The sequence below is a fragment of the Algoriphagus sp. genome (assembly GCF_024305035.1).
GTDB lineage: Bacteria > Bacteroidota > Bacteroidia > Cytophagales > Cyclobacteriaceae > Algoriphagus.
Map to the genome: position 1 here is coordinate 818 of NZ_JAMWZB010000020.1, position 13,444 is coordinate 14,261.

General features: G+C 41.9%; 11 protein-coding genes and 2 tRNA genes. 6 read left to right on the top strand and 7 right to left on the bottom strand.

Features of this window, described 5'->3' with window-relative positions; genetic code table 11:
- Positions 1 to 237: 237 nt before the first annotated feature.
- Entirely contained in the window at positions 238 to 2,190 is a 1,953-nt protein-coding gene (locus tag Q0L00_RS12380; protein WP_297337198.1) for a M1 family metallopeptidase, read from the bottom strand.
- Between the two features lie 160 nt (positions 2,191 to 2,350).
- Between Q0L00_RS12380 and Q0L00_RS12385 the strand changes: the two genes are divergently transcribed.
- A complete protein-coding gene (locus tag Q0L00_RS12385; protein WP_297337199.1) occupies positions 2,351 to 4,177 on the top strand; it encodes a TonB-dependent receptor in 1,827 nt (608 codons plus the stop codon).
- 122 nt (positions 4,178 to 4,299) lie between these two features.
- Here the strand turns inward: Q0L00_RS12385 and Q0L00_RS12390 are convergent.
- Both Q0L00_RS12390 and Q0L00_RS12395 read right to left on the bottom strand, forming a co-directional pair.
- Positions 4,300 to 4,374 (bottom strand) — tRNA-Val (locus Q0L00_RS12390).
- 10 nt (positions 4,375 to 4,384) lie between these two features.
- A tRNA-Val gene (locus tag Q0L00_RS12395) sits at positions 4,385 to 4,462 on the bottom strand.
- A gap of 251 nt (positions 4,463 to 4,713) precedes the next feature.
- Here Q0L00_RS12395 and Q0L00_RS12400 point away from each other — a divergent pair.
- Both Q0L00_RS12400 and Q0L00_RS12405 read left to right on the top strand, forming a co-directional pair.
- Positions 4,714 to 4,962: a Rho termination factor gene (locus tag Q0L00_RS12400; protein WP_297337200.1), complete on the top strand. Its 249-nt coding sequence runs from the start codon at positions 4,714 to 4,716 to the stop codon at positions 4,960 to 4,962.
- 24 nt (positions 4,963 to 4,986) lie between these two features.
- Positions 4,987 to 5,544: a type 1 glutamine amidotransferase domain-containing protein gene (locus Q0L00_RS12405; RefSeq protein ID WP_297337201.1), complete on the top strand. Its 558-nt coding sequence runs from the start codon at positions 4,987 to 4,989 to the stop codon at positions 5,542 to 5,544.
- 50 nt (positions 5,545 to 5,594) lie between these two features.
- On the opposite strand, the gene Q0L00_RS12410 is transcribed toward Q0L00_RS12405, so the two are convergent.
- Both Q0L00_RS12410 and Q0L00_RS12415 read right to left on the bottom strand, forming a co-directional pair.
- Positions 5,595 to 7,139 (bottom strand): aldehyde dehydrogenase family protein, encoded by a 1,545-nt coding sequence (locus tag Q0L00_RS12410; protein WP_297337202.1) that lies wholly within the window; start codon positions 7,137 to 7,139, stop codon positions 5,595 to 5,597.
- Between the two features lie 71 nt (positions 7,140 to 7,210).
- Positions 7,211 to 8,212 carry a DUF4421 domain-containing protein gene (locus Q0L00_RS12415; protein WP_297337203.1) on the bottom strand — a complete coding sequence of 334 codons (1,002 nt, stop codon included), beginning with the start codon at positions 8,210 to 8,212 and terminating at the stop codon, positions 7,211 to 7,213.
- Between the two features lie 330 nt (positions 8,213 to 8,542).
- Here Q0L00_RS12415 and Q0L00_RS12420 point away from each other — a divergent pair, with 330 nt between their 5' ends.
- Together Q0L00_RS12420 and Q0L00_RS12425 are read left to right on the top strand one after the other, a co-directional pair.
- Positions 8,543 to 9,334 carry a glycosyltransferase family A protein gene (locus Q0L00_RS12420; RefSeq protein WP_297337204.1) on the top strand — a complete coding sequence of 264 codons (792 nt, stop codon included), beginning with the start codon at positions 8,543 to 8,545 and terminating at the stop codon, positions 9,332 to 9,334.
- 41 nt (positions 9,335 to 9,375) lie between these two features.
- Positions 9,376 to 10,200, top strand: coding sequence for an FkbM family methyltransferase (locus Q0L00_RS12425; RefSeq protein ID WP_297337205.1), 825 nt, complete (start codon positions 9,376 to 9,378; stop codon positions 10,198 to 10,200).
- Here Q0L00_RS12425 and Q0L00_RS12430 read toward each other — a convergent pair.
- Both Q0L00_RS12430 and Q0L00_RS12435 read right to left on the bottom strand, forming a co-directional pair.
- Positions 10,197 to 10,907, bottom strand: a complete 711-nt coding sequence (locus Q0L00_RS12430; RefSeq protein ID WP_297337206.1) for a glycosyltransferase — start codon at positions 10,905 to 10,907, stop codon at positions 10,197 to 10,199. The genes Q0L00_RS12425 and Q0L00_RS12430 overlap by 4 nt on opposite strands.
- 79 nt (positions 10,908 to 10,986) lie before the next feature.
- Entirely contained in the window at positions 10,987 to 12,189 is a 1,203-nt protein-coding gene (locus tag Q0L00_RS12435) for a pyridoxal phosphate-dependent aminotransferase (RefSeq protein WP_297337207.1), read from the bottom strand.
- A 133-nt stretch (positions 12,190 to 12,322) separates the two neighbouring features.
- Between Q0L00_RS12435 and Q0L00_RS12440 the strand changes: the two genes are divergently transcribed.
- A complete protein-coding gene (locus tag Q0L00_RS12440) occupies positions 12,323 to 13,192 on the top strand; it encodes a hypothetical protein (protein WP_297337208.1) in 870 nt (289 codons plus the stop codon).
- Positions 13,193 to 13,444 lie beyond the last annotated feature (252 nt).

Sequence of the window (13,444 nt, forward strand, 5' to 3'; positions counted from 1 at the left end):
AGGTTCGTGTTCCTCGGGGCAGCGTTTTGCCGCCGGCTTCCTTCAGATTCCATCTCACAATGGACACCCTTGCCTTAAGCTAGTGGTTGGCGATTACATACCCCCACAGTGGACTTACACCACCTAGTCGATTGCCATGCACGGCACACATCGAAAACGCCCGAAAAAATTTTCTCCGGGCGTTTATTTTTTATTGAAATAGATTTGATTGCTCCCTATTTCATTCACTTTTTCGAATCAATCCTCATACAGGGGCTGAGGCCAGCTGTCATTTCCCAAATTCACATCAGGAAGAATTTTCTCAGGATCAAGAGTGACTTTTACCACTCGCTTATCAGTTCGGATCAAATGATTCCAATTATCGCCACGTTGCCAGATCTCCACAGGCAGCATTTGACGCTCTTTGGATCCATCCTCAAATTCAATTTCCAGTAATACAGGCATCGGAATATCACCTCTGTTGGTCAACACCGCCAAGTAATTTCCGGAATAAGGAACCACTGTACTTATACCCAGGTCAATGTTTCCATTGCCATAAAACCAGCCTTGCCAAAACCAGGACAAGTTTTCTCCAGCAACATTTTCCATATGATTGAAGAAATCAGACGGCTGAGGATGCTTGTATGCCCAAGTTTCAATATAGGAGGTGAAAGCATGATCAAATCGCTCGGGCCCCAACACGTATTCTCGAAGCATAATCAAGCCAATTGCCGGCTTCATGTAAGCTACCATTCCCAAATTCGAAGTGTTGGCTACATCAGGATAGGTATCAATCCCCTCCCGATTTTCATTGAGAAAATAGGTATTGTAACGTCGGGTTTGGTCCAGATTGGATCCATATTCCCCATCATTGAATTCGAGTGTGCTGTAATGATTGATGAAGGTATTAAAGCCCTCATCCATCCAAGCATAACGACGCTCATTGCTACCGACAATCATCGGGAACCAATTGTGTCCAAACTCATGGTCAGTCACACCCCAGAGTCCCTCACCCTTGGAAGTGTAGCGACAGAAGTTCAACCCAGGATACTCCATTCCCCCGATATCGGCAGCCACGTTGGTTGCCGCCTCATAGGGATACTCGTACCATTTTTCTGAATAATGTTCGATTGAAGCTTTGGAATATTCTGTAGAACGAGACCAGGCTTCCTGTCCATTCGATTCTTTAGGATAAACAGACTGAGCTAAAATCGTTTTTCCGCTCGGCAAATTGATTTTTGCTGCATCCCAGATAAAAGATTCAGAGCTGGCAAAAGCGATGTCACGGGCATTCTCAATCTGGAAATGCCAAGTAACCGTCCCCTCCTGCTTTGGCCGGGTGATTTGCGTATTTTTAATTTCATCAGGAGTGATCAAATATACCGTCTCATCACTTTGTTGTGCTCTTTCATACCGATTTTGGAGTTCCGTTGAAAGGACTTCCTTTGGATTCATGAGCTTGCCAGAACCCACTACAATGTGATCATAAGGTACAGTAACTTTATAATCAAAATCCCCATATTCCAAGTAGAACTCACCCGCTCCCAAGTACGGCTCCACATTCCACCCCTCGATGTCATCGAACACAGCTACCTTAGGATACCACTGCGCAAAGGCATAAATCCATCCATCTTCTACCTGAAGTCTTCCCATACGATCCATTCCTTTAATTGGGACTTTAAAAGAAAAATTCATCGAAATGGTAGCGGTCCCTCCTTTGGCAGGAATGGGTTCATTAAACCATACTTGCATTCGGGTATCCTCTATCAAGTGCTTTGTGGAAACACTTCCTCTTTTTCCAACTGTCGCCTGAACTCCTGAGATGTCATATCCTCCATCGGTGTCCCCATTGTAACGGTTCCCCTGAATTGGAGTGGTCAGTGTACCACGGGAATCAGGTGTGAATCGATTTTGCTCGAGTTGAAGCCAAACAAAATCTAACTCCTCCGGACTGTTATTGGTGTATTCGATGGTCACTTTCCCGGTCAGTGTATGGGCCTCATCATTCAAAGTCACCTCAATTTGATAATCAGCCGCATTTTGCCAATAATTTTCACTGGGCTTGCCTGATGCGGTACGGGTAAAAGTCCCCTTTCGATTCATGAATTCCCCAAAATCCGATTGATTATTTTCTAATCCTTGCTGAGCAATCGATGGACTGCCAAGAAAAAGAGCGGACAGAATTAGTCCGGAAAACATTCTTTTTATCATATCACATTTATTTTTAGGCTTGAAAATACAAAGGCAAACTCACACTGCCATCCTATTTTTGGTAAACCAGAAAAGCTTAACGATTTTTTAGAAAAGACTCAATCTTGGATTTGGAGAATTTTGGAAAGAACTTTGGCCAAACTATTACGCAAATTACCCGATGAAAAAATTATTACTCGCTATTTTCCTTGGAGGCTATTGGAGTGATTTAACGGCTCAGACAGAGCCTGATTCCTTGGATTTACAGGAGATTGTCATTCAAGAAAACCGGATCCAGATTCCCTTTTCAAAGCAAAGCAGAAATATTTCTGTGATTACCAAACCACAACTCGAAACCACTCCTGCCAGAAGTCTTCAAGAGATTTTGGCATTCGTACCCGGGGTGGATGTAAGACAGCGGGGAGTTACCGGAGTCCAGGCCGATATCGGTATTCGAGGCGGGTCATTTAACCAAACCCTCATGCTTCTCAATGGGATCAAACTCACTGATCCTCAAACCGGCCACCATCTGATGAATATACCCGTCCCCATGGTCAATATTGACCGGGTAGAAATTCTCAAAGGGCCAGGCTCAAGAATTTTTGGACAAAATGCCTACGCCGGAGCGGTCAACGTCATCACCGAACTTTCCAATACCAGAAGTCTCAGACTCCAAGGCTATGGCGGGGATTTCACCATGAGAGGATTAGCATTTTCTGGATCGCTACCCAGTGGTAATTACAGACAAAACCTTTCGGTCTCCTTCGATGAATCTGCCGGGCATTGGTATAATTCGGATTATCAAGTCAGCAATTTCTTTTATGAAGGGGGCCTGGCACTGAATGAATCACATGAACTTAGAGGAATGATCGCCTACAGCGATCGGAGTTTTGGTGCCAATGGGTTTTATACCAGTACTTTTCCTGATCAGTGGGAAAGTCTTCAAACCAGCCTGGGGGCCTTGAGCCATACCTTCAGCACTACCAAATGGCGAATCAATACGCGTGCTTACTGGCGAAAAAATGCAGATGAGTATCGCTTGAGACGAAACGAACCAAGCTTTTACCAAAATTTTCATACGTCCAACACCTATGCTATGGAAACTAATGGCAGTTTCGAAAGCAGGTTGGGCACGACCGGATTTGGTCTGGAGTATCGGAAAGAACAAATCGAAAGCAATAACTTGGGAAATCATGACCGGACTTTGGCAGGTGTATTTTTGGAGCAGCTGATTAATTTGGGCGAAAAAACAGATTTCCGTGCAGGAGTTTACAGTAATTACTTCAATGAATTTGGATGGAAGCATTTCCCAGGTGCAGAAATTGGATACCAAGCCACAGAATCCCTACGATTTTATTCGGGCTATGGAAAAAGCTTTCGAATTCCTACCTATACAGATCTTTTCTATGTCGGGCCAACCAATATTGGAAATGCGGAATTACAGCCTGAACAAGCTCAAAATTTTGAGATCGGAACCAAATGGGTAACAAACGGATTTTTTGCAGAGCTAGTTTATTTTCTTCGAAGCACTGATGACTTGATCGAATGGACTAGGCCTGATGAAAACACGCCATGGCAGCCTCAAAATTTCAATGAGGTCAATTTTAATGGAATTGAAGCTGCCTTGACCTATCGAGTGAGTTCCGGAAATGGCATTTTCCGCTTGAAAGAATTGCTAGTTTCCTACAACTACATCGATGCAAATCTAGTCGAACGACCCGGCACTGAAACCCGATACGCATTGGCAGCATTGAAACATCAGTTTGTTACTGGGGCTCTACTTGGAATTGGCCAAAAACTGGAATGGAACACCAAAATTCGCTATGTGGAGCGATTCAGCCTCTCCCCTTATTTTCTACTTGACTCACGGATGGATTACAATCGAAGTGGCAAACTGGGCCTATTCGCCGAAGTCTCGAATATAAGTGACACAGATTACATTGAATCGGGAACCGTGCAAATGCCTGGAAGGTGGTTTCGAATGGGATTTATGCTCAATTTTGAATAAAAAAGCCTTCCTTACCCTTCACCTTTTCCCCAAACTGCAATCTAGCTTTTGGGAATATTTTTTTGTACCCAGAGGTTGCCTTGCCCCAAAATAAAAAAGCCTCAGAAATTCTGAGGCCATAGTGGAAGTTGAGGGATTCGAACCCCCGACCCTCTGCTTGTAAGGCAGATGCTCTGAACCAGCTGAGCTAAACTTCCAATTTTTTGGTGGTGGGAGCTGAGGGATTCGAACCCCCGACCCTCTGCTTGTAAGGCAGATGCTCTGAACCAACTGAGCTAAGCTCCCCTGTTTCTCATTTCTTTCAAATGGGAATGCAAAGGTAATTTCTATTTTCAAATACCCAAGCATTTCAAAACCTAAAATAGTTAATTGATTGAAAATGAGTCAGAATATTTTATTTCAAAAATAACGATTCCTCTAAAAAGGAGGTATCCAAGAAGTACAACCCTCGCAAATTTGAAGAAACCCGTCCTTTTTGAAACAAATTCTTTACTTAATAGTTATATAAATAAGAACTTCATCAATATCTTGTTTTCATGACTCCCAAAAATTCAACTCCTCAAATTAAAAATGAAAAACAATACGAAGCCCTTCGAGACCAAGGCATGAGCAAACAGAAAGCCGCTCGTATTGCAAATACAGCTAAACAGGATATGGATTTCAATAGTCGTGCCTACGAAGCACGAACTAAGAAAGATCTATATCAAAAAGTGAAAGAGGTAGGGATTGCGGGAAGAAGTAAAATGACAAAAAATGAATTGATTGAAGCTTTGAGAAATAATTAATTTTAAACTAATAACTCTTTTACGATGAATAACTCAACTGAAAATATTGCACTTTTAACTGAAACCGGGTTTGAAGAAATAGAACTAACCAGCCCTAAAAAAGCGTTGGGGGACGCTGGATTTCAGGTGGATCTTATTTCTCCTCAATCCAAAATCAAAAGCTGGAAGAATGGAAATTGGAATTTGGAAATGGATGTCAATAAATTAGTAACCGATGCCGATCCAAATGATTACGATGGCTTATTGATTCCCGGAGGAGTATTAAATCCAGACAAACTCAGAAGAAATGATGAGGCAATTGGATTTATAAATCAGTTTTTTGATGCCGGAAAACCCATTGCCAGTATTTGCCATGGGCCACAAGTTTTAATTGAAACAGGCGCGTTGCAGGGACGGAGAATGACAAGTTTTCCCAGTATTAAAACCGATCTAAAAAATGCAGGTGTCAGATGGGAAAATCGCGAAGTTGTTACCGATCAAGGTTTGGTCACAAGCAGAGACCCTAATGATTTGGAAGCATTTAATAAAAAAATGATTGAAGAATTCCAGGAAGGCGTTCACAATCGTCAAAAAACCATCTAAATTTTAAAGAGGCTGTCAATTCAATTTGACAGCCTCTCTTTATGTTCGAATCAAATATCAAACTTAATTCCCTGTGCTAATGGCAAAGCCGTGGAATAATTGATCGTATTAGTCTGACGACGCATATAGGCTTTCCATGCATCCGAACCGGATTCTCTTCCTCCCCCAGTTTCCTTCTCCCCTCCAAAAGCTCCTCCGATTTCTGCTCCAGAGGTCCCGATATTGACATTTGCGATACCACAATCCGAACCCTCGGAGGATAAAAAGGTTTCTGCCTCACGCATATTCATGGTCATAATTGATGAGGAGAGTCCCTGCGGAACTCCATTCTGAATCGCAATTGCCTCGGCCATTGTTTTATATTTAATCAAATATAAAATTGGAGCAAAGGTTTCTTGCTGCACGATCTCATAATGATTTTCTGCCTCGAAAATTGCAGGCTTGACATAGCAACCCGATTCGTAGCCCTTACCTGAAAGTACACCTCCTTCGACCACTACTTTTCCACCCTCCTTTATTACTTTTTGAAGAGCAACTTGATACATACTGACTGCCTCCTGATCGATCAAAGGCCCCACGTGATTGCGTTCGTCTAATGGATTACCGATAGTCAATTTGTTATAAGCAGCAGCCAAACGGCTCTTTACCTCCTCAAAAACAGATTCGTGAATGATTAATCGACGCGTACTGGTACAGCGTTGTCCGGCTGTTCCCACCGCTCCAAAGAGTGCGCCCCGAATAGCAATTTCCATGTCGGCATGCTCGGAAATAATAATGGCATTGTTTCCTCCCAATTCCAAAAGTGAACGACCCAGTCTTTCTCCAACAGCTCTTCCAACCGCTTTTCCCATTCGGGTAGAACCTGTTGCCGAAACCAAGGGAATTCGAGGATCATGAGAAAGCAATTCTCCCACTCGATAATCCCCGATGATCAGCGATGAAATACCCTCCGGCATTTCGTGTTTTCTGAAAATCTCACCCACTATTTTTTGGCAAGCAATGCCAGAAAGTGGCGCCTTTTCGGATGGTTTCCACACCGTCACATCTCCACAAACCCAAGCCAATGCCGTATTCCACGACCAAACTGCCACCGGGAAATTAAAAGCTGAAATAATCCCGACGATGCCGAGTGGATGCCACTGTTCATACATGCGATGCCCCGGTCGCTCCGAATGCATAGTAAGTCCATATAGCTGCCGCGAAAGTCCAACTGCAAAATCACAGATATCGATCATTTCCTGAACTTCCCCCAGTCCTTCTTGATAGGATTTTCCCATTTCGTATGAAACTAACTTGCCTAAATCAGCTTTTACCTCCCGGAGGGCATTACCTATCTCTCTGACAATTTCTCCCCTCCGGGGTGCAGGCACCAATCTCCACTTTTCAAAAGCGATTTGAGCAGTCGTAATTACTTTTTCATAGGCTTCTTCATTAGTCAACTGGACCTGACCGATCAGTTCACCGTCTGCTGGAGAGAATGACTCGATATAATCACCCTCTGATTCTATCCAATTGATTCCAGTGGAAGTCCCTGTATTCTTTGACTGAACACCAAGTCTTTTCAGCGATTCCCGGATTCCAAATTGATCTTTCATAACATTTTCACCTTTAATACTATTCAAAACTAAGGATATTTCTCCGCTTCCACAGCGAAAATCCCCCCATATTATTTCCCGAAAATTTGTGAAGGGGAGATTCGAGAGAGGAATTTAGCCACTTCCTTTTTGAGCGGGAATTTATAAACCAAATTCACCCGGTAATTACCTGTATTAACCGATTGATCAAAGTTTGTCGTTCCTGCAAGGGACAGACGCTTATATACATAATTGAGGTTTATCGAGAAATGTTGGCCGTTATATCCTGCAAAGCCCCGGGCAAAATAGGTGGGATTAAACTCCCAAACTCGACTTTCTGTCTGTCGCTCCAAACGTCGGTAACCTAAGCCCAAATCTGCACTCAGCGCGGCGGTCACAAAAAATCCCTGCCCCAATACCAAGGTCCCCACCATCCCAGCATTTGGACCAATCTGGATAAAATCACCTCGCTGAAAATTAGAATTGGCACCAACTTCGGAGGGAAAAATCAAAGAGTCTGCTTGCACTGTTATTCGATATGCCTCAAAACCTACCATTGGTGAAATCGCAGAGCGCTTTTGAATTTCACTTTGTTGCATGGATGCAACCAACGAAATCTGTTCTCCATTGAATAGGTAATTCACATTGGCTCCTATTTTCCGCATTTTCATATCTGCTCGCACATAATCCAGACCACTTCCAAAATAATCCCTGATTGAATAGCCATTATAAAACTGCCCAAACAAATCGATGATCCACTTTTGGGGATAAAGATGCACCTGTAAGTCGAAATATTTTGGAAAATCATCTCGACGATTTGGATTTAAAAAACCAACTGGAAAAGCCAAGTTAAGCGTCAGGGTTTTATAGGTTGCTCCAATCCCCAAATTCTTTCCTGAATTGGGTAAAAAACGGAGCTGAGTCTGAGGATCTTTCAGTGCAAAATCAGTGTATTTCCTTGAGAGGTAAACCCTCATAATTAACTGATCACTAGGTTTCTCAAGGTATAAACTATCGAATTGGGCAAAACAGAAACTGCTGGTTAGGCCGAAAAGGAAAATAAAGAGAAGGTGGGCCTTTTTAGAGAAACTCATCAAGGAAAATGGAAGATTTTTTTGGAATAAAAAAATCCGGACCGTAGCCCGGATTCTTTTCTAAAACTAATTGAGTTCGAAAATTGAGAGATCGTGACCTCTGAATTTTAAAAAGAAGTTGACAAAAGTTGTTTAATCACCGTGATGAAATTACGAAGAGTATTTAATTTTCCAAATTAATAATTGTGTTTTTTTGCTAAAAAAAAGAAATATTTGGAAAGGACCATTTATTTGACTCCTTTTAAGTTCAATTACCCCTTCTCTTTAAATATCACCCCAAAGAAGAATACGTATTTTACAAATCCTTTTCTTTGCGTTAGTTTGTATGCCATGACTTCTCAGCCCGTTTTAGTTTCTGTCGTAATCCCCTGTTACAATCAGGCAGACTATTTGAGAGAAACTGTTCAGTCGGTTTTAAAATCAACGTATGATCCTATTGAACTGATAATTGTCAATGATGGATCTACTGACCACAGTCTCCAAATTGCGAAGGAATTAGCTTCTCAATTTCCTGAAATCACTGTCTTGAATCAGAAAAATGCCGGAGTAGCAGTTGCCAGAAATCATGGAATTCAACAGGCAAACGGACAATTCATTTTACCGCTCGACGGAGATGATTTGATTTCGAATCGATACATCGAAAAAGCGGTCGAGGTCCTCCAATCAAATTCATCTGTCAAGGTCGTTTATGCCAAAGCGGTAAAATTTGACAGCTCGGGCACTCAAGCCTGGAACCTCAAAGCGTTTAGCCGATACGCTTTGGCCAAAGACAACATGATTTATGTGGCTGCACTATTCAGGAAAAAAGACTGGGAAGCTTGTGGTGGATTTTCTGAAGATATGACCATGGGAAGGGAAGATTGGGAATTTTGGATCAAAATGCTCAAAAATGAAGGCGAGGTGGTTCAGCTTCCTTTTGTTGGATTTTTCTACAGACTTACACCCAATAGCAAGAGAAAACGGACCGGAACCAGCCAAAAGAAAAAAGAGCGAATCGCCTACCTTAATCGAAAACATATTGATTTTTTTAACCGTGAACTGTCCGGCCCACTTCGAATTCAGCGAACTTGGTCTAAGCCCTACAACAAACTCCTCAAAATCTTACGATTACTCATTAAATAGCACTCAGCCGATTACTTAATGGTGTCAGCCAAATCTCAACTATGACCCTAAAATCTAAATTTAAGACCTTCTACAAGAATCTCCGGATATCGCTCAGCGCCAATGAAAATCCGCTTTTTATGGCCTATTACAGACACTTTTATAAGCCTAAAAGCGGAAGCCTCTCTGCTTTTCTTTCAGCATATTCGAAATCCAAAAAGGACAATTTCACTGTCATCCAAATTGGTGCAAATGATGGAATCACTAATGATCCTATCCATAAATTCATCAAAAGAGACCGTTGGAAGGGTGTTTTACTGGAACCTCAGCCCGCAGTTTATCATCAGTTTTTAAAAAAAATCTACCGGAAAAACAAAGGACTTCATCCCATCTGTGCAGCGATAGGGAAGGAAGATGGCCAGCAAAAGTTATTTAAAATCGGATTTAGTGAGATGCGATGGGCAACGGGTTTGGCTTCATTTTCCAAAGAAAAGATCGAAGAATTGTTTGAAAATGGAATTGTGAAAAAAAACTGTGAAAAATTCGGAATTAAGATCCCCTCGGAACCTTCAGAACGGATCGGATTTGAATTAGTCGATGTGATCAGTCCAAAAATGCTTATGAAAAAATATGCCATTGACAAAATAGACCTGTTACAGATTGATGCAGAAGGTTTCGATTTGGAAGTAATTTCCATTTTTGACATTCCAAACTCCAAACCTGGCGCAATTATTTTTGAAAAGGTAAGTTATTCGCCTGAGGAACTTTCCAAGTGCTATCAAATGCTGAACGAACAGGGTTACTGGCTAAAAGAAATTGGTCGTGATACCTTAGCCATGCTAAATCCATCACCGGAGTTTGAGCCCTTTTTTCAAAAATCCATCTAGATTTTATCCCATCCTTTCCAAAACTTAAGGAAATAATATTTCAGCGGATTTTTATATTTGAGCTGTTTCCAAGGGCGGCTTCCATGGGGACGATGCCAAACCGGAGCCTCCATGAGAACAAAATTTTCAAATCCACATGCTAAGGATTGGGTCGAAATAAAGGTATCATACCAGTCTTTGGCATCATCAAGACCCATAAAATCATAGGCTTTAAGAAAATCAAGTGAAAAAAGCGTACAACAAAAACTAAGGCTTCGCTTCGTATTGATTTCGGATTCTTTTCTTCCTTTAAATTTAAGATAGGGAAAATTCACCGCTCCTTTCTCATCCACTGTCACCGCACCAGTCAATCCGGAATGAGCATGCGATTTCTGATGATTCAATAATTGGCTGATGGTATTGGATTTGATCACTACATCAGACTCAATCACCAGAAGGGGGAGATTCATTTCCAAGGCCTTTTTCTGCGAATACTGCAAGACCATTTTATAATTTGGCGACGGATGATCAGTCAGGTCCTCCAGATGAATTAATTCATAACCAATTTCAGCTTTGTTATTTTCCAGCTCTCGCTTGGTTTCCTCCGTGCTGAAATCATTAAAAATAATGTGCTTCACCGAGAGGTCAGATTGAGCGATTGCCCGAGCTGTATCCAAGGTAGTTTCGATCGAATTTTTTACAGGAGTAATGACTAAGGCATGGGCCATATTCTAAAACTTTATCCAATATTACGCCATTCTCTTTTAGCAAAAAAACAACCCCAGCGTTAACCGGGGTTGAAATAAGTTAAACCAATTCGCCTAGGGCCTTTTTCAATCGCTTCATGGCTTCTTTCAAATCGTCCTCCGAAGCCGCGTAACTCAAACGAACACAATTATCTGCACCAAAAGCCGCTCCGGTCACCAGGGACACATGAGCCACATCCAATAAATACAGGCAAAGGTCATCCGCATTGTTAATCGTGTGACCATGGGCAGATTTCCCAAAATACGCGGTCACGTCAGGAAAGAAATAAAAAGCTCCCTCGGGAATATGGGTTTTTATGCCTGGGATTTCCTGCAATAGATCCAATACGATCTTTCTTCTTTTCAGGTAAGCTTCAGCCATTTCTTTTGATGGAGTTTGATCTCCGGAAATGGCCGCCAAAGCCGCTCGCTGAGCAATTCCTGTTCCACCAGAAGTAAATTGGCCTTGGATTTTTTCCACTGCCTTGGCGATTTCAACAGGGGCGCAGATGTAGCCTACTCTCCATCCTGTCATCGCATAGCCTTTAGAAAATCCATTAACAGTTACCGTCCGCTCAAACATTCCAGGTAAGGACGCGATGCTGAAGTTCTTTCCCGTAAAGTTGATCAACTCGTAGATTTCATCTGCTATGACTATCAGTCCCGCTTTCTTTTTTACAACCTCGGCAATCGCCTCCAATTCGGACTGGCTGAAAACCGAGCCGGTTGGATTGCAAGGAGAAGAATAAATCACCGCTTTGGTTTTATCAGTAATTGCTTCTTCTAGTTGCTGAGCAGTTGCTTTGAAATTATTCTCCAAGGTTCCTTCAATCAATACAGGAACACCGCCCGCCAACTTGATGATCTCGGCATAGCTTACCCAATACGGTGAAAAAATCACCACTTCGTCGCCCTCATTAATCAGGCACATGAAGGTATTGGCAATAGAATGTTTGGCACCAGTTGAAACCACGATGTTTTCGGCTTTCGCCTCAGAAATAGTATTTTCTTCTCTGAGCTTTTTTGCGATTGCTTCTCTCAGATCCTGATATCCGGCTACGGGAGGATATGAAAAGTACTTTTCCTCGTCGATAGCCGACTTTGCAGCTTCTTGAATGTGTTTGGGTGTTTTGAAATCCGGCTCGCCAAGGCTCAGTCCAATGATGTCAATACCTTGAGTTTTCAGTTCCCTTGCCTTTTTTGCCATGGCCAGGGTAGCTGATTCTTCCATATTCAAGATGCGATCTGATAGAATAGAATTCATTATTATAGGGAGTTTATTACAAATTCCTCAAAAATAGGCAGAAGATTATAAATTTTAAACAAAGCGGGAGAATTGATGATGAAATGTTATTTTTGAATAAAATACACGGTAAAAAATTTCGTTTTTCACATACATGAAGCGAGTTCGATTACTCTTCCTTTTTCTTCTAATCTCCACGGGTTTTAGTCTTGCTCAAAAACAGGAAAAAAATACCCAAGAAAAGACCGATCCAGATTCCTCGGGTATGGTGGACAAAAGTCTGCTGCCTACCACGATGCCCTTGTTGCTCTTTGATGATTCAAAAGAGAACGAGGAGAAAAAGGCAAAAAAGAAAAAAGCGAAAAAAAATATCTGGTTTGGAATCAAAACCAGAAAGGGGTTTATCCGGGAAAATATCCGAGGACAGGAGATTTATCATATTTTTAACTTTACGGACGCTAATCGGCAGCCTGATCCCTACATCCGAGATGTGTATTGGTTTGATCAGGAGGAGCGAAGTATCCGTTCCTCAGGATATACTTCAGGAGCTGGATACCTCTTACATGGGCCTTATGAGCGACAGGTCAATGAAGTAGTGGTGGAAAGCGGAATGTTTTACTACGGCACCAAACATAGTACGTGGATGCTTTTTGATACCCAAAATGTCCTGCAGGATAAAAATCACTACCAGGAAGGCTGGCCACGGGAATCTCGAGTAACCTATTACGATCGATCTTCCAAAACCATTGAAAAAATCATTCCGGTACAATATGGATTAGAGGAAGGTAATTTTTTTCACTTTTACGAAGATCGACAGGTAGCGGTTACCGGTGAATTTCAATACGGGGAAAAGGTAGGATTATGGACCGAATACTGGGATACGGCCAATACCAGAGCTATACGAAAACGTGAAATTCAATACCAAGAAGAACCATTTGATGATGATTTCAAACCCTACATTCGAGCAGAATGGGATAAGGAAGGTAATTTGATTTACCGAAGCCCTAGGGCGCAAAATCAATAAAGGTTTTTTCAACAGATGGGAAAATCATTGTAGCGTTTCGTTTGCGGTACCTATCCAGATTATCAAATCGAGTTACAATTACCATTCTATTTGAGAAAGATTGACCTAAACTGTTTTGAGGGTAAGCATCTAGTTTCAAGAAGCCGTAAATTCCAATACCCCAATAAACCCAGTTCCCCGTGGCTATTTCTTTTTTACAAAAAAGCAGACCAGGATACTTCACGAACAAGTCAATTTCGCCCTGTTTTGTTC